Genomic DNA, 22381 nt, shown 5'->3' with positions numbered 1-22381 from the left:
CCAGTGCGCGGGTAAGCAGAACAATTCGACTTTGATTCTATCGGCAGCGGCCTGCGCGGGGCTGACTGATGCGCGGCGCCTACAATTGCGCGCCATGAGCCTGTCCACCATCACCGCCCTGTCGCCGCTTGACGGCCGTTACGCCAGCAAACTTGCCGCCCTGCGCCCGATCATGAGCGAACATGGCTACATGCACCGCCGCGTGCAGGTGGAAGTGGCCTGGTTCATCGCCCTCTCGGACGCTGGTTTTGCCGAATTCAAGCCTCTCACGACCGGCGCCCGCGCCTACCTGCTGGGCCTCATCAAGAACTTCTCCGAGGCTGACGCCGCGGCCATCAAGGAGATCGAAAAAACAACAAACCACGACGTGAAGGCCGTGGAGTACTGGATCAAGAGCAAGTTCGAAGCGCGCCCAGAGCTGGAAAAAGCCTCGGAGTTCGTCCACTTTGCCTGCACCAGCGAAGACATCAACAACACCAGCCACGCCCTGCAGCTGCGCTCGGGCCGCGACCAGGTCGTGCTGCCGGGCCTGGACCGCATCGTGCTTAAGCTGCGCGAAATGGCGCACGCCTACGCCGACGTGCCCATGCTCAGCCGCACCCATGGCCAGACCGCCAGCCCGACCACCGTGGGCAAGGAGATGGCCAACGTGGTCATGCGCCTGCAGACGGCGTGCGAGCGCGTGGCCGCCGTCAAGATCATGGGCAAGATGAACGGCGCCGTGGGCAACTACAACGCCCACCTGTCCGCCTGGCCCGATTTCGACTGGGAAGCCTTCAGCAAGAAGGTCATCGAAACCCCCGAGCCGCTGGGCCTGGGCCTGACCTTCCAGCCTTACAGCATCCAGATCGAGCCGCACGACTACATGGCCGAGCTGTTCGACGCGGTGGCCCGCGCCAACACCATCCTCATCGACCTGTCGCGCGACATCTGGGGCTATGTGAGCCTGGGCTACTTCAAGCAGCGCCTGAAGGCTGGCGAGATCGGTTCCAGCACCATGCCGCACAAGGTCAACCCGATCGACTTTGAAAACGCCGAGGGCAACCTGGGCCTTGCCAATGCGCTGCTCAAGCACCTGTCCGAAAAACTGCCGATCAGCCGCTGGCAGCGCGACCTGACCGACAGCACCGTGCTGCGCAACATGGGCGTGGCCCTGGGCTACGCGGCGCTGGCCTATGCCTCGCTGCTGACCGGCCTGAACAAGCTGGAGCTGAACGAAGAGGCCCTGGCCGAAGACCTGGACGCCTCGTGGGAAGTGCTGGCCGAGCCCATCCAGACGGTGATGCGGCGCTTTGGCGTGCAGGGCGCTTACGAAAAACTGAAGGAAGTCACGCGCGGCAAGACCGTGACGGCCGAGGCGCTGCACGGGCTGATCCATTCGCTGGAAATCCCCCAGGCCGAAAAGGACCGGCTGCTGGCGATGACGCCGGGCAGCTACGTCGGCAAGGCGGCCGAGCTGGCTCGCCGGGTCTGACCGCAGGTTTTCAGCCTTTTTGGCCTCTGGCGCTTGCCTGTCAAGCGCTGGCAGCTATCTATTTAGTAGTGAGGCTGCATGGCCATCAAATCCACCATCTTCAAGGCGAATCTCCAGATCGCCGACATCGACCACGGCTACTACGCCGACCATGCGCTCACGCTCGCCCGCCATCCCAGCGAGACGGATGAGCGCATGATGGTCCGCTTGGCCGCCCTGGCCATTGCCGCGCACCAGCTCAACGACCTGTGCAATGGCGACGCCACGCTGGCGTTTGGCGCGGGCCTGTCGGACCCCGATGACCCGGATGCGTCGCTGACCGACTTCACGGGCCGCAAGCGCGTCTGGATCGAGGTGGGCCAGCCGGAAGACAAGCCGCTTACCAAGGCCTGCAGCAAGGCCGATGCCGTGATCGTCTACTGCTTCAACCACGCCGCGGAAATCTGGTGGAAGGGCATCGAGACCAAGCTGTCGCGGCTGGAAAAGCTGCAGGTGTGGCGCATTCCCACCGAGGCCTCCCAGGCGCTCGCCCAGCTGGCCGAGCGCAGCATGCAGCTGCAGGCCACGGTGCAGGAGGGCGCGATCACCCTGAGCAGTACCCAGGGCAGCGTGCATGTGGAGCCCGTGCGCTGGAAGTGACTGGAGCGCTAGTCGCAATAACCTCTGGCGCTTGCTAGATAGGCGTCAGTAGCTATCAATTTCGTAGCTTTCGAATCAATCCCGTGGCATGAGCGTGCCACATTGCCAGCACTGCTCGAACCCGCCTTCGACCGTCTCCCCACACTGGCATGCCCAGCGGCGCTGCGGCAAATCTTGCAGTTCCTGCAGCAGAGTACGAGCGCGGGCGGCGTGTTCGTCGTAGTCCAGCCAGATTTCGGGCAGGCACTGGTCGGGCGGCAGGTGCCCCGCCGCAGCGCCCAGATACTGGCGCTGCACGGACGCCGCCATGCCCGCCTCGCACAACAAGTCCGCCCACAGCGTGGCGATGGCGATGTTCGGGGCTTGGGTGAGGCGCAGCATGGGACCACCATAGCGGTTTGAACGCCTGGCGTACAGTCCCCGCGGGGCGCGGGCCCCAGCCGCTACGGTGCCTCGGCCGGTGTCCGGGATGCGCCTTCGGCGGCACGCTCCGCATAGCGGTTGAACCGCCACGCGGAATGCTCCAGCGTGATGCGCCGCCACACCGTGCGTTTCTCGACAGGTGTCATCGCCGGCCAGAACTGCACCTCGTCAAAAGTCCGTCCGCAGCCCTTGCACAGGTCATCGCCCTGGCTGGTGGAGCAGATGGCGATACAGGGCGTGTCGGGGGTCGTGTCATACCAGGCCTGCCAGGCGGCCAGCGCATCGAGGGGGAAGCTGTCCTCGTCCACGGCATCCTCGCGCCGGTACACCATCAGCGCATACACCTCCCCCAGGGCGCGGATCTGCGGCGCCAGGGTGACTCCATCGGGCGACGGCGCGCGGCCGCGCCAGTGGTTGATGGCGGCTTCGATGTCGGTGATGTGAATGGCGGCCATGGGCGATTGCGCGAAGGGGGCTGGATCATAGCCGCGCGGGCAAGGCAATCCTGGCAAAGGTGTTATGCCCCGGTCACCCCGCCATCGCGTCGCATACGCAATAACCACAATCGCGCCGCACTTGCGCGTCCGTGCTGGCGATGTTCCAATCGACGCTTCGAAGGGGAGTAGCTCCCGACTTGCATTCCGGCACGGCCAGGCGCTGGCGATTGGGAAGCGAGGCATCGGAACCGTCGTCAATACGAAGCGAAACATCGCTTCCGGCGGTCCGGGTTCAGCGCGCACCACCAGGGCGCCGGACTGAGCAAGACCTTTGATGGGCCCGCCAGGGCTGATCAAGGCCGCCCTTCGCATTCACGCCCCAGCCCCGGGGCCGTCCTGATCCTCCTGCCGCAGGCCCTCTATCCCTTGGGCGGACTCGGCGCTACAGTGGCGGCGAGACCCTCCTTCGCGCACATTGATACTGAGGACTTTATGGACTTTTTGGCTTCGCCCGAATTCTGGCTCGCACTCGGCCAGATCATCATCATCGACATCCTGCTGGGCGGCGACAACGCGGTGGTCATCGCGCTGGCCTGCCGCAAGCTGCCTCCCGCACAGCGGACCAAGGGCATCATCTGGGGCACAGCCGGCGCCATCGTGCTGCGCGTGATCCTGATCGCCTTCGCGATGACCTTGCTGGCCCTGCCGTTCCTCAAGTTCGTGGGCGCGCTGCTGCTGGTGTGGATCGGCGTCAAGCTGCTGGCCCCCGATGAAGAAGGCCACGGCGACGTGCAGGGCAGCGACAAGCTGCTGGCCGCCATCAAGACCATCATCGTCGCCGACCTGGTGATGAGCGTGGACAACGTGATCGCCATCGCGGGCGCGGCACAGAATGCGGGCGACCACTCGTTCCTGCTGGTGGTGCTGGGCCTGCTGATCTCCATCCCGATCATCGTCTGGGGCAGCCAGCTGGTCATCAAGCTCATGGAGCGCTTCCCCATGATCATCACGCTCGGCGGCATGCTGCTGGGCTGGATCGCTGGCGGCATGCTGGTGACGGACCCCGCCTTCTCCAACCCCGACAAATGGCAATGGATGCTGAAGCTGCCGCAGACGGATGTGATCAAGTACGGCGCCAGCGTGGCCGGTGCCCTGCTCGTCTTGCTGGCGGGCAAGATCATCCTTGCACGCCGTGCGGCCGCGGCACCTGCCGAGCAGCAGGGTTGAGGAATAGAGGCAACAATCTGAACCGGCCAGGAGAAAAAGGGGGGCGTTCAGCCCCCCTTTGTTCTTGGCACCAACAGGAGAGGCGGTATGGACAGAGTCATCGTGTATGTGGACGACGCGGCATATGCGCAGCAGGTGCTGGCACCCTTGTTCGCCCGTGACGCGGCTGCCCAGACGCAGTGGGTGCTGGTGGCATGCGCGCCGCGAATGACCCACCGCATCAGCAAATGGGTGAGCCACAGCGCGCGGGAGAACTGGCGGCTCAAGTGGGCAGACAAGCTGTTCGCCCAGATTCTTCCCGTGCTGCGGGTGCCTGCGGGCAGGGTGACCACGGTGCTGGCCAAGGGGCCGCTGGCCGAACTCACGGACCAGCTCCAGGCTGCGGGGGCGTCTGTCGCCCAGGTGGTGGATGCCCGCCGGCCGAAGACCGACATGCCCCAGGAGCCCGCCCGTCCCGACAACAACAAGCGCTGGTCGCCGCTGCCCGGAACGCTGGGCAGCCTGCTGACGGGCTTCGGGGCGTTGTGGGTGCTCGCACTCGAGTAGACCGGCGGCGGGCCTGCATGGGCGCCTTCTTCCTGGCGTCGGGGGGCGGGGGGCCTGCTTCGCGCATTTCCTTTTCGCGCCGGGCCGGTGCTATTCTCCGGCCATGAAACTCCTTCTGAAATGGCTGCTCAGCGCCGCGTCGCTGCTGTTCGTGGCCTATGTCTACAGCGGCGTGGAAGTGCAAAGCTTCACGTCCGCGTTGATCGCGGCCTTTGTGATTGGCCTGTTCAACGTGGTGTTGCGGCCGGTGCTGGTGGTGCTGACACTGCCGGTCACGATCGTCACCGTGGGCCTCTTTCTCTTCGTCATCAATGCGCTGATGTTCTGGGCGGCGGCCAGCGTGCTGGACGGTTTCCACGTCAATGGCTTCGGCGCCGCGTTGCTGGGATCGCTGATCTACTCCCTGCTCGGCGTGGTGATCGAATCAGCGCTCGGCGGCCTGTTCACGAAGAAGTGACTCCACGGCCCGCAGCCGCGTGTCGATGATCGATGCCTCGATGTGGTCCACCTGCGGCCCGCCACGCCGTGCGAGATCCTGGCCTGCCTTGAAACGGTCCACCGCCGCCGCGTAGTCATAGCGCGCAGCGTGCGCCTCCGCTTCCGCACGCACGGCCCGCAGCGGCTGGCCTTGGGCCTGCCAGGTCGATGCCAGGAGCTGCCACGCCGTGGCGTCCCTGGGGTTTGTGGCAACCCAGCTTTGCAGTGGCCCGCTGCCCTCGGCCGCACGCCCGGCACGCAGGAGGGCCTGTGAACGCAGAACCAGTTCAGGGCGGCGGTTGCCGCCGCCGCCCACATCGCTGGAAAGCATGTTCACAGCGGCGCCTGCCTCGCCAGCCGCCAGTTCAATTTCGGCCTCCAGCAGCCTTGCCAACCGGTGGGCCGGGGCGTCGTTGCGAACCAGATCTTCCAGTTTTTTTGCGGTCGCGCGCGCGCCTGTGGCATCCCGCAGTTGGCTGCTGCCCAGGGCTGCCGCGTACAGCACGGCGGCGCGCCGGGTGGCGGGCTGGGAGGTAAACCCCGTGCCCTGGGGCTCGGCGATCCACTGGCGCAGGGTGTCGACCCCCGGATTGGACAGCACCCTGGCACGCGCCGCGACCATTGCGTGTTCCTGCGTGGAAGGCGCTGCCGCCGTGGTGGTGGCACCCGGAGGAATGCGCGAGTGCATGTCCGCCATGCGCTCGGTGGTCAGCGGGTGGCTGCGCAGATAGGGCCAGGAGCCGTTGTCGTTGAGACGGTTGGCCTGCTGGAGCTTGTCGAACATGCTCACGAATCCTTGCGGCGCGAACCCCGCGGGCGCCATCAGGCCGTAGCCGATGCGGTCTGCCTCCCGCTCCATGTCGCGCGAGAAATTGAGCTGGTTCTGCATCGCCAGCGCCTGGCCACCCACCACCAGCGCCTGTGTGGCACCCGGGTTCTTGCTGGCCGCCAGGGCACCCAGAATCATCGCGCCCAGCAGCAGGGGCGTCTGTTTGCTTTGCTGGGTGACCAGGCGGGAGATATGGCGCTGGGTGACATGGCTGAGTTCATGGGCCAGCACAGAGGCCAGTTCGTCGCGGCTGGTCACAACGCCGACGAGCCCCAGGTGCAGGCCCAGATAGCCCCCAGGCAGCGCGAAGGCATTGACGGTGCGGTCCCGGCCCAGAAGGATTTCCCAGGCAAAGCGCTCATCCAGCTCGGAAGAAAGTTCCCCGCGTGCCTTGGCGGCAGCCATCAGCGGGCGCCATATGCCTTGTACATAGTCCGCGATCACAGGATCGTCGATGTAGTCGGGATCCCGGTAGAGTTCGCGGATGATGCGGTCACCCAGGCGGCGCTCGGCGCTGGTGGTGAGGTCGCTGGAGTCGCCGAGGGTGGGGAGGCCTGCTTGGGCCATGACCAGGGTTGGAGTCAGAAGGCTTGCTATTGCTGTAAAAAGAGAAACTGACAGCGCTTGCCTTGCAAACGCTAGAGCTCTTTTTTTCCAAAAATTCAACACAGACAGCTCTCCGAAGCAAAGCAAAATCATGGTGTGCATGCCCGTATGATGCCTTGACCCTTCGAATGTTCTGCGCGCTGTTGTAAGCCAGTGTGCCTGCCTGACCTATGAGTACCTCCCCATTGACCCACTTTGATGCCCACGGACAGGCCCATATGGTGGACGTTGGCGGCAAGCCCGCAACGCACCGAGTGGCCATCGCCAGAGGCCGCATTGACATGCAGCCGCAGACACTGTCGCTGATTGAGTCAGGCACTGCCAAGAAAGGCGACGTGCTAGGCGTCGCCCGTCTGGCAGGCATCATGGCCGCAAAGAGGACCAGCGAGCTGATTCCTTTGTGCCACCCGCTGGCACTCACGCGGGTGGCGGTGGACTTTGAACTGCTGCCTGCAGAGCATGCTGTTCAGTGCACGGCCACCGTTGAAACTGTGGGGCCGACGGGAGTGGAAATGGAGGCTCTGACGGCGGTGCAGGTGGCGTTGCTCACTGTCTATGACATGTGCAAGGCGGTGGACAAGGGGATGGAAATCGGCGGTGTCCGGGTGCTGGAAAAGCACGGAGGCAAGTCCAGTAGCCTTGTAGCATGAGATGGCGCGCAGCCTGTCCTGCGTCAGTGAATTCGTACTGCGGCAAAGCATGTGGACAAAGCCGAGCAGTAGTCGGTTGCGTCTCGTTCAACTCACTCAAACCCGCCCACAGGCGCATAGCCAACGATGTGAGCCTCGGCGTCTAGTAGGACAATCCACGCGTCCAGCGACTTTTGGCTTGTCAAAGGCAGATAATGGATTCGATCTATCGGTAGACCGGTTTTTTGCACGGCAGCATCAATGCTGGCCTGATCCGAAGGTTTTTGCTGTTCACGTATGAGCGTCAGCTTTTTCATACGCTGTTGCACTTCAACGCGGCTGTCTTCGTAAGGTTGCCACCAGCCGGGACGCGCACTAGGCTCTACACCTTGTAGCGACATTTCGATGCTCTTCAGTTTTTCATCGCCTCCAATTGCATTGCGTGTTCCCAATAATACGGGGCCCCTCCAGGATAATGCTTGAAATGGGGCTGGAGCCTGGGGCAAATCAGCGGGGTCTATTTGCGAAACTGACACGGCCACAATGCGGTCTGTTTCAAATGCCAGAACTACGGGGCGTGCTTGGCTGATGCTATAGAGACCGTAGCTCAATGCGGCCAGCTGTATCAGCGCTACAAGGGAGAGATCCAATACCAATTCACGGCGCGACTTGGCTGGATTAAATAGAAAAGCCGTCAATAGCGGTCCGCATACTACATCTACACCCACCAATATCCAAAAAAGGTGCAAACCGCCAGCGAGCATGCCAAATGGGTGTGGAAACCACACTCGTAAGACCACGTAGGCTACTAATAGTGCCACGAGTGCGCTCAGCATAAGGTGAGTGCCGAAGGCTTTGGAGGCCACAACGATTCTTTGTTTGTGCATTTGCTATTTCTCAAAAAAAAGAGCGCCGAAGCGCCCTCTTTTTATGCCGCAAAACGAATTAACGGCATTGTGCGGGCGCGTACTTTGCTTCTACCAATGCAGCTGCTACGGTGATACCATCTGCAGTAGCCCTAGTCGTGGATTTAGAAGCGCAACCCCAGTCAAGCACACCCGATACACCGGCGGTAACGGCAGCGAAAGCTGCCTGACCTGCAGCGGTATCACGCACCCAAGGTGTCAAGGTAATGGTGTCTGCGCCTGCTACAACACCCACAGCTGGTTTATAAAGAATGGTGATCACGGGATTTGCCGTTTGAGCGCCACCAGCGGCACCGGGAGCTCCAGAAAACAAAATGGAGGTAACAAACTTGGACGTGGCGCCCAGACCGCCAGCTTGAGCATTCCAGTTAAATGTCACCATGCCCATATCCACAAGAGAAGACATACCTTCCGACGCCAATTGAGCTTTTGCCGGTTCTGTCAAGCCCAGTCCTTCAGTAATGCGCGACCGAATCGTGTAATCCTGATAAGCAGGCAGAGCCACAGCCGCCAGAATGCCGATAATGGCCACCACGATCATCAGTTCGATCAGGGTGAACCCCTTTTGTGCAAAACGCTTCATACATTTCTCCTTGGAGTAGGGTGAACGGTACCCGCAGAGATGCCTGCGGGTTATGCTGAGACTAGCAGTTTTTGTGCCAGCATGATTTGGCTGTATCAGCTTGCAAAAATGGCAACCGAGCTCGCCCAAATGGCAACCCCTTGTTAGGAGGGCGAGACTATTGGACAAGGTGCGACAATTTTGTCTTGCAAAAGTGTTGTGTATGTTCACACATACAGTGCCGTTACCGTTTGTAAATCGATTAGCCGAAACTCTCGCTGCTCCAGCGCGCAAACTTCTCTCATGATGAGCTTGCTTTCCTGTGGCTTGGCATGCGTGACGTAGATGGGAAACCGGGCTGCAGGCTTCAGAGCGAGCAGTTCTCGTGCAAGGGTGTGCGGAGATAAATGCTGGCTTTTGCGTGCCAACTCCTGCTCGCGGTTGCTGAAAGCCGTTTCGATGAAGAGGGCCGCCACCCCGCCGCCGGATTGATGCAAAGCATTCACGCGGTCCCAGAAACCTGGTGTTTGGCCTTCGGTGTCGCCGCTGTACACCCACCAGCCGGTGGCGCCGCGTGCGGCGTAGCCCACGGCGGGCACGCTGTGGCGGGCGGGGAGAACTTCGAGCGTGGTACCCGCCAGGTTCAGCAGGTCGCCGATGGCCAGGGGCTGTAGCCGCAGGAAGGGTGTCTCGGCGGTCGGGATGCGGGTGAAATCCGGCCAGATGACGTTGTTGAAGATGTGCTGGCGCAGCGCGTTCAGGGTCTCGGGCAGTGCGTGCACTTCGACGGGACAGGTGCGCCGAGAGGAGACCGCATCCAGCATGAGGGGCAGTGCAGCGATATGGTCCAGGTGGGAGTGGGTCAAGAACACATGGTCTATGGCCTGCATCTCATCCAGCGTGAGGTCGCCCACACCCGTGCCTGCATCCACGAGGATGTGCTTACCCAGCAGGAAGGATGTGGTGCGGCAGCCCTGGGCGATGGCGCCCGAGCAGCCAAGCACGCGCACGTGCAAAGAAGCGGGGGGGTTATTTACTGTCAAAGTTGGTGGCGCCGTCCCAGTGGGGATCGTAGGGTAACACCGCTCTAACTTCGACGCGCTGTGTGTACAGGGCGTGCAGCGTGGCGTTGCACTCTGGCTGCGCAGCCAGCTGCAGCAGCAGCTCACGGCATTCGGCCCAGTTCTGGGCGCGGTAGGTGGCCAGCAGCTGTTCCCAGCGGATTTTGGGCGCCTGCGCCGCGTGGCTCCACGGCGTGTAGATGCCGACGGTTTGTACTTTGCCCTTCACGCGCACCTGGTCCAGCTTCTGCCATTGGTGCTGCACGGCCTGGGCCCGGGTCGTCTCGCTGACCACAATTTCCACACCATAGATTTTTGACAGGCCCTCCAGGCGCGACCCCAAGTTCACCGCGTCGCCAATCACGGTGTAGCTGCGGCGGATGTCGGAGCCCATGTCGCCCACACACATGGTTCCGGTGTTCAGTCCGATGCCAATGCCGATGGCCGGCAGGCCCCGGCTCTGGTGCTCCTGGTTCAGTTGGCGCACCGCCTCAGCCATGCCCAGCGCGGCATGTACTGCGAGATTGGCGTGCTCTAGGGTAGCCACAGGCGCCCCCCAGAACGCCATCACGCAGTCCCCCATGTACTTGTCGATGGTGCCGCGATGACTGCGAATGATGTGGGTGAGCCGGCTGAACACCTCGTTGAGCAGGGCTTGGAGTTGCAGCGGTTCCATCTGTTCCGACATGGCCGTAAACCCCCGCATGTCGCAGAACATCACGGTCAGCTCCTGGTTGGTCGCCTGCATGCTGTACTTCTCGGGCTGCTTGACCATCTCGTCCACCAGTTCCGGCGGCACATACGTGCCAAACAGCGCAGCCAGTTCCCGCTTGGAGCGGCTTTCCACAAAGTAGCCGTAGACCATGTTCAGGGCGAATGCGAACACCGCCATCACCACCACGGTAGCCAATGGCATGGCCAGGCCATGGGCGAGGTAGAGCCAGAGATTGAGCGCGGCAAGGACTGAGACGGTCCCAAGGCTGAGCAAGACCGCGGAGGTCGCCGAAAGCGCTGGAAGCGCCACCGCCAGCAAAAGGCCTGCGATGAGCAGCTGTACGGCATCAAAGTACACGGCGTAGTCTGGCCGCACGATGCTTTTCCCGTCCAGAAAGGCCGAGAGCATGTTGGCGTGCGTCTCCACGCCTGGGTAGGTGCGGCCCACCGGGGTCACGCGCAGGTCCAGCAAGCCGGGCGTGGTCGAGCCCACCAGCACCAGTTGGTCTTGCAGGCTATGGGAAGGGAGCTTGCCCTCCAGGACGTCGGACGCGGAGATGTACCGGAACGACCCACCGCCGACATCCCCGGGGCCGCGAAAGGGGATGAGGGTTGCGAGCTGGGCGTCCACGGCCAATGCCAGCGCGCGGCCATCCTGGCGCAGCACGACGCTCTGCAGCGTGTCGTATCCGCCTTCAGGAAGGGGGCTGGCAAAGCCGGGGTGCACTTCCGGCATGCCAAGCACCGTGCGAAACATCGCCAGCGCGAGGGATTCATAGTACTTCCCCTGGTGCTCAGCAAGCAGGGGAAGGGAGCGGACGACGCCATCGTCATCGGTGATGGAGTTGAAAAAGCCTGCGGCGGGCACGGCGCTGGCGAGCTCTTCGATGTTGCTGCCATAGCCGCCCCAGGAAGTGGCTTTCAGCGGTAGCCCGCGCAGCCGCTCCGGGGAGAGCGCTGGCGCGGGCAACACGCCTTTTGTCCTTCCGTCCCGGTCGCTGGTGAGGTAGTAGCCCAGAACCGCCGGCCGCCCCTGGAGCGACCGGGCGAAGAGCGCGTCATAGTCGAGCGCCGGGGCCAGGCGCGCGAGTTGTTCCTTGAACCCTGCCTGGGCCCGCAAGGGGCCCCGGGCCAGCTGCTCGAGGCTCGAGAGTCCCGAGCTTCCGTCGGCCTCCGCAAAGAGGACGTCGAAACCCACGACCGCCACCTGCTGGCGCTCGAACAATTCACGGCTCAGGGTGGCGAGCTTGTCCCGCCCCCAGGGCCAATGCCCCACCCGCTCCAGGCTTTTCTCGTCGATGTCGACGATGACGATGCGCTCGTCCAGCGTGCGCGGCATAGTGGCGCGCAGCCGGGTGTCGTAGATGATGTTTTCCAGCCGCTCCAGGACCTGGAGATGAAGAACGCCTGCAATGTGCAGCAGCGCAAATACCAGCGGAATCAACGTGACCGCCATGCGCCGCCCATGGCGCCAGAACAGGTGCAAGACGGGATTGCGCACGAATTCCAGGGGCAGTGGGCCGGAATGAGCCGCCTATGGGGCTGCTGCAGTCCGGCGGTGGCGGTCAGCTCTGTTCGAACTGCATTTCCGTGCCGGCCAGTTCGAGCCGGTCACCGTTCTTGAGCGGCACGGGCGATGTTCCGATGGAGGCGCCGTTGAGCAACGGCATGTCGGGACCTTCCACATGGGCCAGCACGAATCCTTGATGGCGCTTGGTGATGGATGCAACCGCCACGCCAGGCTTGCCAATGGTGGTGACCACCTTCTGCAGCGACACTTCACGCCCGGCGGCGGCTCCCGACATGACCCGGATGACCGCGGAAATGGGAACAGGAGCCGGCGCCGGAACTGCGGGGCGCGCGGCTGCGCCGACGGGCGGGACCATGCCGGGCTTGAAGATCATGGTCTTCTCGAAGTTCTGCCCCTCGGCCTCGTGCAGGAAGCGGATCTTGTACTTGCCCACCTCGACCGTGTCGCCGTTGCGCAGTTCCTGCCGCTTGACGGCCTTGGCATTGACGTAGGTGCCGTTGGTGCTGCCCAGGTCTTCAATCTCCACATCCTGGCCCGCCATGTGGATGACGGCATGCTCGCCGCTCACCGCGAGGTTGTCGATCACGATGTCGTTGTAGGGGCGCCGGCCCAGCGTGGTCCGCTCCTTGGTCAGTTGCACTTCCTTGATGACAACTCCGTCGATTGAAACGATCATTCTGGGCATGATCCACTCCTGATGTGATGAGTAATTGTTGTAGTAGCGGCCACTCACGCGGCCCCTAGCAATCGGGACATAAGGCCGCGCTTCTTGCCTCCCGCGGCCGCTTGCACCAGCAGTACGCTCACGTTATCACGGCCACCATTCGCATTGGCGGTGTCGATGAGCAGTGTGGCTTTTTCCTCCAGGGGAATAGGTGCCCGCACCAGTTCCGCCAGGTCCGCGTCCGCGACCATGTCCGTGAGCCCGTCCGAACACATCAGGAACAAGTCATTCGGCGCGACCTGGAATTCGTTGACTTCCATCATGACGTTGGGCTCCACGCCCAGCGCGCGGGTGACCAGGTTGCGGTTGGACGACAGGGCCGCTTGCTGTGCGGTGAGCAAGCCGGCATCCACCTGTTCCTGAAGCCAGGAGTGGTCGCGCGTGATCTGCTGCAGGACGCCGTCCCGCACGCGGTAGCAGCGGGAGTCGCCGATGTGCCCGAGGATGAGGCGGCTGCCGTGGAAGACCCCCACCACCAGCGTGGTGCCCATCCCTGCGTACTGGGGGTTGGACAACGACGCTCCAAGGATCGCGTGGTTGGCGTTCTCCACGCAGATTTCCAGGGCGCGGCGTACGTCGGTGGATTGCGGCGTGCCGCCTGCCTGCCCCAGCCAGCGGGCCATCTCGGTGCGGATGAAGGTGGTGGCCATGCCGCTTGCCACTTCGCCGGCGTTGTATCCGCCCATGCCATCGGCCAGGATGGCGACCTGCGCATCCCGGTCGACCGCCACCGCGTCTTCATTGTTGGTGCGCACGCGGCCTTTGTCGGTCCGCGCGAAAAATTCGTAGGTCATGGATGTGGAGGCGTGCGTCATCGGGCGCCTGGAATCGGCGGGGATGCCGCACCCCGCCCGGCGGGTGGCTCCATCACGGTTTCCTGAAAATCCGCCATTTCATGCCCTGTTGCATCGCGGTCCGCATCATAGACGACTGCTTCCGGGCCCGGTAACACTTCCGGCGCCGAGGATGCTGCGCCTGCCTGGCGCAGGTCGGAAGCGAATTGCCGCCCCGTCTGGTAGCGCGCCTGCGGGCGCTTCTGGAGGGCCAGGGCCACCACGCGGGCCACCGCGGATGAAAGCTCCGGCCGCAGCTGGCGGATGTCGGGTGCGTCCACGCTGGCGATCTTGTGCATGAGCTCGGTCATCGACTCGCCGCGCAGCGGCAAGGACCCGGTCAGCAGCTGGAACAGCGTGACGCCCAAGGAATACAGGTCCGATCGGCCATCCACCTTCTTGCCCGCGAGCTGCTCGGGCGACATGAAGCTGGGGGTGCCCAGGACCATCCCCGTGCGCGTCTTGCTGGAGTCCGTGATGCGCGCGATGCCAAAGTCCGTCACCTTCACGGCGTCCGTGGCGGCGTCGAACATGATGTTGGCCGGCTTGATATCGCGGTGCACCACGTTGTGCGCATGGGCATAGTCCAGTGCCTCGGCGACGCGGGCCGCAATGGACAGCACGGTGTCCACGGGCAGGAGCTGCCCGGCCCGGCATGCCTGCGTCAGGTCGGAGCCCTTGAGGAATTCCATGGCGATGTAGGCGAGGTCGTGTTCTTCGCCGGCATCGAATATCGTCACGATGTAGGGATGCTGCAGGCGTCCCGCGGTTTCCGCCTCGCGGAAGAAGCGGGCCCTCGCGTCGATCAGCGCGTCCCCTTCGAATTCCTCTCCCAGGGCCAGCGTCTTGATGGCGACCACGCGCCCGATCTTCGGATCCCGTCCCAGGTAGACGACGCCCATCGCTCCTTTGCCGATCTCCTTGTCGATCCGGTAGCGACCGAGCATCGGGATACCGGCTGTGGCATCGCCCGGCAGGCGCGGCGAGGCCGGCGGGACCGACGCGGGCGTGCTGGAGGGCGGGCCATCCACGTCCTTCTGCAGCTGGGCCCGCACGCGCTTGTAGCGGGCATATGCATCCTTGTAGGCGCGGTTGTGCTGCAGGATGTGCTTGTAGACGGACTTGGCCTTGGCAAAGTTGCGCTTGCGCTCGAAGTCCTGCGCCAGGTGGTACAGGTTGTCCATCAAGGCATCACTGGGAGGTACCTTGCGCAGGCGCTCGAATGCCATGTCGAGCTGCCCCTGCCCTTGCAGGGCCAGCCCCATCATGCGGTCGGTTTCGGCGGCTTCCCCGGACGATTCCTGGGTGCTGCCTCCCCCCATGCGCAGCGCGGTGAATGCCACCACCCCCACGAGCAAGGCCAGGGTGCCGGGTGCCAACGATATCCACTGCCCGGCATGGCGCAGCAAGCCCCATTCGATGCCTGCCAGGAGCAACAGCAGCACTGCGCTCAGCGCCCATCCCGCGGCACGCGAAAGCCGGGGAAGAACCAAGGCCGCGAAGAGCCAGGCCCCCAGCACCGCCCCCCATGCAGCCGCGGGCGCCCAGGAGGGTCTTTGCACACCGAGGCCCTGCCGCATGGCGGAGACGGTGTGCGCGAGCATCTCGACCGGGTACATCGTCCGTGCGCCCGGCTGAACCCAGGGGGCCGCCAGTGCCTCGCTGGTGTCCCCCACCAAGACGACCTTGTCCTTGAAGGTGTGAAGGGGCACCTTGCCGCTGAGCGCCTGGGCAAAGGACACCGTGGGAAACGGTGTCGCGCCATCCTGCGCAGCATGAAAGCGCGGGTGCATGGCGGCGGCCTCGTCCGTGGCAATGTGCAGTCCGCCCACGCGCACACCGCGCGGCTCGTCCTGGGTGCGGATCTCGTTCGGGCCCAGATGCAGGCTGTGCCGCGTTGCCAGCAATGCCAGCGAGGGCACCGCGACTCCGTCATATCGCAGCAGCAGGGGGATGCGGCGCACGCGGCCGTCGTCATCCGCTTCCATGGACAGGTGGCCGATGCCTGCCGCCACGGAGCCGAGTTCCGCGATGGGGTGCCGGGCCGATGTGGCGGGCGTGGCGAAGGACCCGGAGTCGGGCAGGACGCTGCGGTGCGCATAGGGGGGCAGCGGCGTGGCCTTTCCTCCGGCCAGGGCATAGCTTGAGGCCAGGAACACATTGCCGGCGCGCTGGATGCTGGCCGCGAGGCGGCCATCGGTGTCGAGCGCCTGCTCCGCCTCGGCGGTGGCACGGCCCAACTCGGCGGCCAGCGGAGATGTGTCTCCGGCACGCGCAAGCGTCTCCCGCACCTTGCGGACGTAGGTAAGGCCGCGGTCGGATTCAGGGGTGGCGAAGGAAGGGGTCAAGACAATGGTCTTGGCGCCCGCGGCCGCCAGCTGGTCGACGAGCCGGGCGTAGACATCGCGGGACCAGGGTGCGCTTCCCAGTGCTGCCAGGCTGGCATCGTCCATGCCGACGATGACAATTTCAGGCAAGGGGGGGGGTGTAGCGACACTGCTCGCTGCGTCATACACGCGGTATTCCAGGGACTGGAAGACACCAGCGGCCGCACACAGCGCAATGACCACCGCCGAGGCCACTGCGCCCCGAAACCCATCGGTCCGCCACATGCCCAGCCACCGACCCGAGGTTGTTCGTCCCACTTGCTATTGGTTCCACACTGTATTTGTGTGGATAAAAGCAATATCTGCGCCCGGGCGGGCGGGGTGCGCGGCCGTCGCCGCTACCGCGGCGCCGCTGGGCCCCTGCAGGCACGGATGCCCTTCTTGTCGTGGCGGGGCGGCCGCCACGCTGTCAGGGTGCCACTTTTGTCACATGGTGCAACAGTTTGTTGCACCATGTGATGGGGCGTAATCAGGCCGCCGATTCCCGCCGGGCCCTGTGGGGCCAGAATTTCCCGGCGCCCACCACCAGCAGCGCGCCAAGCGCCGCGGCCACATAGTGCAGCGAAGGATGCGCCACCACATAGCCATGCAGCGCTGCGTCATTGGCAATGGTTTCGCCCCCCACCCATCCAATCAAGGCGGCCCCCATCAGCACGATGGCGGGGAAGCGCTCCATGAGCTTGATCATCAGCGTGCTGCCAAAGATCACGAGCGGAATGCTGATGGCCAGGCCGAGCACCAGCAGCAGCACGTTGCCGTGCGCCGCAGCGGCAACGGCGATCACGTTGTCCAGGCTCATCACGAGGTCCGCAATGAGAATGGTGCGCACCGCCGCCATGAGGCTGCCATAGGCCTTCGACTCGCCTTCCTCTTCCTCATCGTCACTGAGCAGCTGGAAGCCGATCCACAGCAGCAGGCAGCCGCCGACGATCTGCAGGAACGAGAGCTCCAGCAGCTTGGCTGCCACCACGGTGAGCAGGATGCGCAGCACCACTGCCGCGCCAGACCCCCAGAAAACCGCCTTGCGCTGCTGATGGGGAGGGAGGGACCGGGCCGCCAGGGCGATGACGACGGCGTTGTCGCCCGAAAGAATGATGTTGATCCAGACGATCTTCATCAGGCCGATCCAGAAATCGGCACTTTGCACAAACTCCATACTGAACTCCACTGTTATGAATGCAAGAAGCGCCGGGAACCAGGGTTCCGAGCGCTTCTCTTTTTATTGGAGCGGCCAGTTTATCGGGCCTTGCGGCTGCGGGCGTCCGTAATTGTGCTTACGAATGCCCGTGCCGGTGTAGGGCCGGCAGCTTACTTGAGCTGGGCCTTGAGCAGCTTGCCCAGCTCCGACGGGTTGCGGGTGATGATGAAGCCCGACTCTTCCATGATGGCGAGCTTGGCATCGGCCGTGTCGGCGCCGCCGGAGATCAGCGCGCCTGCATGGCCCATGCGCTTGCCGGGAGGCGCGGTCACGCCAGCGATGAAGCCCACGATGGGCTTCTTCATGTTGGCCTTGCACCACTGGGCGGCTTCGGCTTCGTCAGGGCCGCCGATTTCGCCGATCATGATCACGGCGTCGGTGTCCGGATCGTCGTTGAACGCCTTCATCACGTCGATGTGCTTCAGGCCATTGATGGGGTCGCCACCAATGCCCACGGCGCTCGACTGGCCCAGGCCCACCTCGGTCAACATGGCCACGGCTTCGTACGTCAGCGTGCCGGAGCGGCTCACGACGCCGATGCGGCCCTTGCGGTGGATGTGGCCGGGCATGATGCCGATCTTGATTTCGTCGGGCGTGATGAGGCCGGGGCAGTTCGGGCCCAGCAGCAGGGTCTTCTTGCCGCCGGCGGCTTCCTTGGCCTTCATCTTGTTGCGCACCATCAGCATGTCCTTGACCGGAATGCCCTCGGTGATGCAGATGGCCATGTCCAGGTCGGCTTCCACAGCTTCCCAGATCGCATCAGCAGCGCCTGCGGGCGGCACGTAGATCACCGACACGGTGGCGCCGGTCTGCGATGCGGCTTCCTTGACGGAGGCGTAGATCGGGATGTTGAAGATCGACTCGCCGGCCTTCTTGGGGTTCACGCCTGCCACGAAGCAGTTCTTGCCGTTCGCGTATTCCTGGCACTTTTCGGTGTGGAACTGGCCGGTCTTGCCCGTGATGCCCTGGGTGATGACCTTGGTGTCTTTGTTGATGTAGATCGACATGTGTGTTCTCCGGGCTTACTTGACGGCAGCAACGATCTTGGTCGCAGCTTCGGCCATGGTGTCTGCGGCGATGATGGGCAGGCCGGACTCGGCCAGCATCTTCTTGCCCAGCTCTTCGTTCGTGCCCTTCATGCGCACGACCAGCGGCACGTTCAGGTTCACGGCCTTGCAGGCGGTGATCACGCCGGTGGCGATGGTGTCGCACTTCATGATGCCGCCGAAGATGTTGACCAGGATGCCTTCGACCTTGGGGTTCTTGAGCATGATCTTGAAGGCTTCGGTGACCTTCTCGGGGGTGGCGCCGCCGCCCACGTCCAGGAAGTTGGCCGGCTCGCCGCCGAACAGCTTGATGGTGTCCATGGTCGCCATGGCCAGGCCGGCACCGTTCACCAGGCAGCCGATGTTGCCGTCCAGGCTGATGTAGGCCAAGTCGAACTTGGATGCTTCCACTTCGGCTGGATCTTCTTCGTCCAGATCGCGGAAAGCCACGATGTCAGGGTGGCGGAACAGCGCATTGGCGTCGAAGTTGAACTTCGCGTCCAGGGCCATCAGGTTGCCCTTGGAGTCGCAGTTCAGCGGGTTGATTTCCACCAGCGACGCATCGGTGTCCATGTAGCACTTGTAGATCTTGGCGAAGATGTCCACGGCCTGGTCAATGGAAGCACCGGTCAGGCCGATGGCGGCTGCGACCTTCTTGCTCTGCTCGGTGGTGATACCGGCAATCGGATCGATCATCTCGGTGATGATCTTCTCGGGCGTGGAGTGCGCCACTTCCTCGATGTCCATGCCGCCTTCGCTCGAAGCGATCAGGGCCACCTTCTGCGTGGCGCGGTCGGTGACCAGCGAGACGTACAGTTCGTTCTTGATGTCGGCGCCGTCTTCGATGTACAGGCGGCGGACCTTCTGGCCTTCGGGGCCGGTCTGGTGCGTCTTGAGCTGCATGCCCAGGATCTCGCCAGCGATGCGCTTGACGTCGTCGATGGTCTTGGCAACCTTCACGCCGCCGCCCTTGCCACGGCCACCGGCGTGGATCTGGGCCTTGACGACCCACACGGGGCCGCCCAGTTTCTGGGCTGCTTCCACGGCTTCTTGCACCGTGAATGCGGGAATGCCGCGCGGAACGGGCACACCAAAATTGCGCAAGATTTCCTTGCCTTGGTATTCGTGAATCTTCATGAGGTCTCTCTCAGGGAAGGATGGTGGTTACCCGTTTGCCATGAACAACAAAATGTCTGGCCGCGGGCTGGGGACATGGCAACCAGCGACTGTATCATGTTGCAATGCACCATCCTTGTGCGTGGCTGACGGCTTCGCCGCGCCTGCCGGGTGGCAGTTTCTTGGCTTTTCTCGTGGTTTCTTGGCAGACTTTGCTGCCCATTTTTTGCAGGAGCACCCTTATGTCCAGAGTCTTTATCGATGGCGAAGCCGGCACCACGGGCCTGCAGATCCGTGAGCGCCTGCAGGCCATGCCGCAGATCGAGCTGGTCAGCATCGCGCCCGAGTTGCGCAAGGACCCTGCCGCGAAACGCGACCTGATTGCCGGCGTGGATCTGGTGATCCTGTGCCTGCACGACGATGCTGCGCGTGACACCGTGGCGATGGTGGACGAGATTGCCCGGAGCACGGGCCGCAAGGTCAAGGTGATCGACGCCAGCACGGCCCACCGCACGGCGCCCGGCTGGGTGTTCGGCTTTCCCGAGCTGGCCGCCGGCCAGCGCGAAGCGGTCGCGCAGGCGGACCGCGTGGCCAATCCCGGCTGCTATGCCACCGGTGCGATTGCGCTGCTGCGCCCGCTGGTGGATGCGGGCCTGGTGCCCCCGGACTTCCCGCTCGCCCTGCCCTCGGTCAGCGGCTACTCGGGCGGCGGCCGGACCATGATCGAGGCCTATGAGGCCGGCACGGCGCCGTTGTTCGAGGCCTATGCGCTCACGCTGCAGCACAAGCACCTGCCCGAAATCATGCGTTACACGGGCATCACCCGCCGGCCCATCTTCGTGCCGTCGGTAGGCAACTTCCGACAGGGCATGCTGGTGCAGCTGCCGCTGCATCTGGACCTGCTGCCCGGCGCGTCCAAGGCGGCCGATTTGCACGACGCGCTGGCGGCGCATTACGCCAGGAGCAATACACCCGAGCAGTGGGTCAGCGTGCTGCCCGCCACGGCCGACGGCAAGCTGGATGCGACCGCGCTGAACGACACCAACAAGCTGGAGCTGCGCGTGTTCGCCAACGAAGAGTACCGGCACGCGGTGCTGATCGCGCGCCTGGACAACCTGGGCAAGGGCGCCAGCGGCGCGGCCGTGCAGAACCTGCAGCTGATGCTGGGCCTCTGACGGCGGAGATAGGTGTGGGGACAACAGGCGGCTCCGGAGCGTGGCCGCCTGTGCTGTCTTCTGGGTCCCGGGGCCTTGGGGCGCCGCCCCTGCCCGCGTGACCGGCCCTAGATCTCGCCCTGGATTTCCGGCGCTTCGCCACGCACGACGCGCCGGGTGATCTCGCCCGAAAACCCGCGTGCGGTCAGAAAGCGGACTTGCCGCGCACGTTGCTGCGCATCGTCCGCCACGGCGCCAAATTTGCGCAGCCACAGTGCATGGGCGCGTGCCCATTCGCTGCCTTTGAGTTGGTCGAGGGCGTGCTGAACCGCCTCGGGGCCGATGCCCTTGGCGTGCAGCTCCTGCCGTATGCGCTGGGAACCCAGGCGGCCCGCGCGCTGGTGCAGCACGGATTCCACCACCCGGGCCTCGCTGATGAAGTCGCGCGCCTGCAGGTCTTCCAGCAGGGCCTGCAGGTCGTCGCCCTCCTGCACATGCGGCGCGAGCTTGCGCCGCAGTTCAGCGAGCGAGTGCTCGCGCTGGCTCAGCAGCCGCAGCGCCCGCCCCTTGAGCGAGAGCGTGGTGAACCCCATGGCCTCTTCTTTGCTTTCAATTCAATAGCTGCCAGCGCCTGTCAATCAAGCGCTGGAAGGCAATCTGGCTTGAATTGTGGCGGTCATTCGGCCGCGGCGGCAGGGGCCTGCAGCGCGTCGGGCAGCAGCGCAATGCCCAGGCCCTCGCGCACCTTGTTCTCGATCTCGCGGGCCAGGTCGGGGTTCTCGCGCAGGAACTCGCGCGCGTTGTCGCGGCCCTGGCCGATCTTCTCGCCGTTGTAGGCGTACCAGGCGCCCGACTTCTCCACGATCTTGGCGGTCACGCCCATGTCGATGATCTCGCCCTCGCGGCTGATGCCCTCGCCGAACAGGATGTCGAACTCGGCCGTCTTGAACGGCGGCGATACCTTGTTCTTGACCACCTTGACCTTGGTTTCGTTGCCGATGGCCTCGTCGCCCTTCTTGATGGTGCCGGTGCGGCGGATGTCCAGGCGCACCGAGGCGTAGAACTTGAGCGCGTTGCCGCCGGTGGTGGTTTCGGGGCTGCCGAACATCACGCCGATCTTCATGCGGATCTGGTTGATGAAGATGACCATGCAATTGGTCTTCTTGATCGTGGCCGTGAGCTTGCGCAGCGCCTGGCTCATCAGGCGGGCCTGCAGGCCGGGCAGGGCGTCGCCCATCTCGCCTTCGATTTCGGCCTTGGGCGTGAGCGCGGCCACCGAGTCGATGACGATCAGGTCCACGGCGCCCGAGCGCACCAGGCTGTCCACGATCTCCAGCGCCTGCTCGCCGGTGTCGGGCTGGCTGATCAGCAGGTCGGACAGCTGCACCCCGAGCTTCTGGGCGTATTGCACATCCAGGGCATGTTCCGCGTCCACGAACGCGCAGGTGCCGCCCTGCTTTTGCATCTCGGCAATCACCTGCAGCGTGAGCGTGGTCTTGCCCGAGGATTCCGGGCCGTAGATCTCGACCACGCGGCCGCGCGGCAAGCCGCCCACGCCCAGGGCGATGTCCAGGCCCAGCGAGCCGGTGGAGACCACCTGGATGTCCTCGATCACTTCGCCTTCGCCCAGGCGCATGATCGTGCCCTTGCCGAATTGCTTCTCGATCTGGGCGAGCGCGGCGGCCAGGGCCTTGGCCTTTTCGGTGTTCACGGGCAATGCGGGGTTGGTGCCTTTGACTGCGACGTCCATGAGAAAACTCCTTGAGAAACAATGGGTTGGGTGCCTGCACCGCTCTGCGGTTAATCACAGGCTGGATGCTTGAACAGTAGTTTATGCGAGCC

At 64.0% G+C, this 22381-nt stretch carries 22 protein-coding genes; 7 read left to right on the top strand and 15 right to left on the bottom strand.

Annotated elements, in window-relative coordinates; translation table 11 throughout:
- Positions 1-94 precede the first annotated feature (94 nt).
- Together purB and AC07OC_RS10270 are read left to right on the top strand one after the other, a co-directional pair.
- Entirely contained in the window at positions 95-1474 is a 1380-nt protein-coding gene (purB, locus tag AC07OC_RS10275; RefSeq protein WP_057271328.1) for an adenylosuccinate lyase, read from the top strand.
- 78 nt (positions 1475-1552) lie between these two features.
- Entirely contained in the window at positions 1553-2113 is a 561-nt protein-coding gene (locus tag AC07OC_RS10270) for a YaeQ family protein (protein ID WP_218339444.1), read from the top strand.
- Positions 2114-2188: 75 nt separating this feature from the next.
- Here AC07OC_RS10270 and AC07OC_RS10265 read toward each other — a convergent pair whose 3' ends face one another.
- The gene (locus AC07OC_RS10265) at positions 2189-2494 is read right to left on the bottom strand and encodes a putative signal transducing protein (protein ID WP_010464546.1); all 306 of its coding nucleotides are present in this window, start codon (positions 2492-2494) and stop codon (positions 2189-2191) included.
- A gap of 62 nt (positions 2495-2556) precedes the next feature.
- Positions 2557-2991, bottom strand: coding sequence for a DUF3717 domain-containing protein (locus AC07OC_RS10260; RefSeq protein WP_218297155.1), 435 nt, complete (start codon positions 2989-2991; stop codon positions 2557-2559).
- A 474-nt stretch (positions 2992-3465) separates the two neighbouring features.
- Between AC07OC_RS10260 and AC07OC_RS10255 the strand changes: the two genes are divergently transcribed.
- The 3 genes from AC07OC_RS10255 to AC07OC_RS10245 all read left to right on the top strand — a co-directional run bounded on the left by AC07OC_RS10255 (position 3466) and on the right by AC07OC_RS10245 (position 5203).
- A complete protein-coding gene (locus tag AC07OC_RS10255) occupies positions 3466-4200 on the top strand; it encodes a TerC family protein (RefSeq protein WP_218297156.1) in 735 nt (244 codons plus the stop codon).
- A gap of 87 nt (positions 4201-4287) precedes the next feature.
- Entirely contained in the window at positions 4288-4746 is a 459-nt protein-coding gene (locus tag AC07OC_RS10250) for a hypothetical protein (protein WP_218339445.1), read from the top strand.
- 103 nt (positions 4747-4849) lie between these two features.
- Positions 4850-5203, top strand: coding sequence for a phage holin family protein (locus tag AC07OC_RS10245; RefSeq protein ID WP_218297158.1), 354 nt, complete (start codon positions 4850-4852; stop codon positions 5201-5203).
- Here AC07OC_RS10245 and AC07OC_RS10240 read toward each other — a convergent pair.
- Positions 5171-6619, bottom strand: a complete 1449-nt coding sequence (locus AC07OC_RS10240; protein WP_255590983.1) for a M48 family metalloprotease — start codon at positions 6617-6619, stop codon at positions 5171-5173. The two genes, AC07OC_RS10245 and AC07OC_RS10240, sit on opposite strands and share 33 nt — an antisense overlap.
- A 209-nt stretch (positions 6620-6828) precedes the next feature.
- Here AC07OC_RS10240 and moaC point away from each other — a divergent pair, with 209 nt between their 5' ends.
- Positions 6829-7308, top strand: a complete 480-nt coding sequence (gene moaC / locus AC07OC_RS10235; RefSeq protein WP_218339446.1) for a cyclic pyranopterin monophosphate synthase MoaC — start codon at positions 6829-6831, stop codon at positions 7306-7308.
- A 92-nt stretch (positions 7309-7400) separates the two neighbouring features.
- Here moaC and tfpZ read toward each other — a convergent pair whose 3' ends face one another.
- The 10 genes from tfpZ to sucC form a co-directional block, all read right to left on the bottom strand.
- A complete protein-coding gene (tfpZ, locus tag AC07OC_RS10230; RefSeq protein ID WP_218339447.1) occupies positions 7401-8174 on the bottom strand; it encodes a TfpX/TfpZ family type IV pilin accessory protein in 774 nt (257 codons plus the stop codon).
- A 58-nt stretch (positions 8175-8232) separates the two neighbouring features.
- Positions 8233-8796, bottom strand: a complete 564-nt coding sequence (locus AC07OC_RS10225; RefSeq protein ID WP_218339448.1) for a pilin — start codon at positions 8794-8796, stop codon at positions 8233-8235.
- A 206-nt stretch (positions 8797-9002) separates the two neighbouring features.
- On the bottom strand, positions 9003-9791 hold the full coding sequence (locus AC07OC_RS10220) for an MBL fold metallo-hydrolase (RefSeq protein WP_218339449.1): 789 nt from the start codon (positions 9789-9791) through the stop codon (positions 9003-9005).
- 13 nt (positions 9792-9804) lie between these two features.
- On the bottom strand, positions 9805-12006 hold the full coding sequence (locus AC07OC_RS10215; protein ID WP_494601427.1) for a CHASE2 domain-containing protein: 2202 nt from the start codon (positions 12004-12006) through the stop codon (positions 9805-9807).
- A 109-nt stretch (positions 12007-12115) separates the two neighbouring features.
- Positions 12116-12766, bottom strand: a complete 651-nt coding sequence (locus AC07OC_RS10210) for an FHA domain-containing protein (RefSeq protein WP_218297165.1) — start codon at positions 12764-12766, stop codon at positions 12116-12118.
- A 44-nt stretch (positions 12767-12810) separates the two neighbouring features.
- Positions 12811-13599 (bottom strand): Stp1/IreP family PP2C-type Ser/Thr phosphatase, encoded by a 789-nt coding sequence (locus AC07OC_RS10205; protein WP_218339450.1) that lies wholly within the window; start codon positions 13597-13599, stop codon positions 12811-12813.
- 17 nt (positions 13600-13616) lie between these two features.
- The gene (locus AC07OC_RS10200; RefSeq protein WP_218339451.1) at positions 13617-16250 is read right to left on the bottom strand and encodes a CHASE2 domain-containing serine/threonine-protein kinase; all 2634 of its coding nucleotides are present in this window, start codon (positions 16248-16250) and stop codon (positions 13617-13619) included.
- A 244-nt stretch (positions 16251-16494) separates the two neighbouring features.
- Positions 16495-17181 (bottom strand): TerC family protein, encoded by a 687-nt coding sequence (locus AC07OC_RS10195; RefSeq protein WP_218339452.1) that lies wholly within the window; start codon positions 17179-17181, stop codon positions 16495-16497.
- A gap of 152 nt (positions 17182-17333) precedes the next feature.
- The gene (gene sucD, locus AC07OC_RS10190; RefSeq protein ID WP_218297169.1) at positions 17334-18230 is read right to left on the bottom strand and encodes a succinate--CoA ligase subunit alpha; all 897 of its coding nucleotides are present in this window, start codon (positions 18228-18230) and stop codon (positions 17334-17336) included.
- A 15-nt stretch (positions 18231-18245) separates the two neighbouring features.
- The gene (gene sucC, locus AC07OC_RS10185; RefSeq protein ID WP_218339453.1) at positions 18246-19406 is read right to left on the bottom strand and encodes an ADP-forming succinate--CoA ligase subunit beta; all 1161 of its coding nucleotides are present in this window, start codon (positions 19404-19406) and stop codon (positions 18246-18248) included.
- 221 nt (positions 19407-19627) lie between these two features.
- Here sucC and argC point away from each other — a divergent pair, with 221 nt between their 5' ends.
- Positions 19628-20560: an N-acetyl-gamma-glutamyl-phosphate reductase gene (gene argC, locus AC07OC_RS10180; RefSeq protein ID WP_218339454.1), complete on the top strand. Its 933-nt coding sequence runs from the start codon at positions 19628-19630 to the stop codon at positions 20558-20560.
- A 107-nt stretch (positions 20561-20667) separates the two neighbouring features.
- Here argC and recX read toward each other — a convergent pair whose 3' ends face one another.
- Positions 20668-21132 (bottom strand): recombination regulator RecX, encoded by a 465-nt coding sequence (recX, locus tag AC07OC_RS10175; RefSeq protein ID WP_218297172.1) that lies wholly within the window; start codon positions 21130-21132, stop codon positions 20668-20670.
- Between the two features lie 83 nt (positions 21133-21215).
- A complete protein-coding gene (gene recA, locus AC07OC_RS10170) occupies positions 21216-22289 on the bottom strand; it encodes a recombinase RecA (protein WP_218297173.1) in 1074 nt (357 codons plus the stop codon).
- Between the last annotated feature and the right edge of the window lie 92 nt (positions 22290-22381).

Source organism: Acidovorax sp. GW821-FHT10E04, assembly GCF_059415185.1.
Note: the sequence above shows the minus strand (reverse complement) of the source record. Positions and strands in the feature narration are given on the sequence as shown.

Bases quoted from the DNA above. Each gene is read 5' to 3' on its own strand.
- recA (WP_218297173.1), bottom strand. From the start codon at position 22,289: ATGGACGTCGCAGTCAAAGGCACCAACCCCGCATTGCCCGTGAACACC.
- AC07OC_RS10240 (WP_255590983.1), bottom strand. From the start codon at position 6,619: ATGGCCCAAGCAGGCCTCCCCACCCTCGGCGACTCCAGCGACCTCACC.
- AC07OC_RS10250 (WP_218339445.1), top strand. From the start codon at position 4,288: ATGGACAGAGTCATCGTGTATGTGGACGACGCGGCATATGCGCAGCAG.
- AC07OC_RS10255 (WP_218297156.1), top strand. From the start codon at position 3,466: ATGGACTTTTTGGCTTCGCCCGAATTCTGGCTCGCACTCGGCCAGATC.
- argC (WP_218339454.1), top strand. From the start codon at position 19,628: ATGTCCAGAGTCTTTATCGATGGCGAAGCCGGCACCACGGGCCTGCAG.
- sucD (WP_218297169.1), bottom strand. From the start codon at position 18,230: ATGTCGATCTACATCAACAAAGACACCAAGGTCATCACCCAGGGCATC.
- AC07OC_RS10260 (WP_218297155.1), bottom strand. From the start codon at position 2,991: ATGGCCGCCATTCACATCACCGACATCGAAGCCGCCATCAACCACTGG.
- AC07OC_RS10200 (WP_218339451.1), bottom strand. From the start codon at position 16,250: ATGTGGCGGACCGATGGGTTTCGGGGCGCAGTGGCCTCGGCGGTGGTC.
- purB (WP_057271328.1), top strand. From the start codon at position 95: ATGAGCCTGTCCACCATCACCGCCCTGTCGCCGCTTGACGGCCGTTAC.
- moaC (WP_218339446.1), top strand. From the start codon at position 6,829: ATGAGTACCTCCCCATTGACCCACTTTGATGCCCACGGACAGGCCCAT.
- AC07OC_RS10225 (WP_218339448.1), bottom strand. From the start codon at position 8,796: ATGAAGCGTTTTGCACAAAAGGGGTTCACCCTGATCGAACTGATGATC.
- AC07OC_RS10210 (WP_218297165.1), bottom strand. From the start codon at position 12,766: ATGCCCAGAATGATCGTTTCAATCGACGGAGTTGTCATCAAGGAAGTG.
- AC07OC_RS10245 (WP_218297158.1), top strand. From the start codon at position 4,850: ATGAAACTCCTTCTGAAATGGCTGCTCAGCGCCGCGTCGCTGCTGTTC.
- sucC (WP_218339453.1), bottom strand. From the start codon at position 19,406: ATGAAGATTCACGAATACCAAGGCAAGGAAATCTTGCGCAATTTTGGT.
- AC07OC_RS10265 (WP_010464546.1), bottom strand. From the start codon at position 2,494: ATGCTGCGCCTCACCCAAGCCCCGAACATCGCCATCGCCACGCTGTGG.
- AC07OC_RS10215 (WP_494601427.1), bottom strand. From the start codon at position 12,006: ATGGCGGTCACGTTGATTCCGCTGGTATTTGCGCTGCTGCACATTGCA.
- AC07OC_RS10205 (WP_218339450.1), bottom strand. From the start codon at position 13,599: ATGACCTACGAATTTTTCGCGCGGACCGACAAAGGCCGCGTGCGCACC.
- recX (WP_218297172.1), bottom strand. From the start codon at position 21,132: ATGGGGTTCACCACGCTCTCGCTCAAGGGGCGGGCGCTGCGGCTGCTG.
- tfpZ (WP_218339447.1), bottom strand. From the start codon at position 8,174: ATGCACAAACAAAGAATCGTTGTGGCCTCCAAAGCCTTCGGCACTCAC.
- AC07OC_RS10270 (WP_218339444.1), top strand. From the start codon at position 1,553: ATGGCCATCAAATCCACCATCTTCAAGGCGAATCTCCAGATCGCCGAC.
- AC07OC_RS10195 (WP_218339452.1), bottom strand. From the start codon at position 17,181: ATGGAGTTTGTGCAAAGTGCCGATTTCTGGATCGGCCTGATGAAGATC.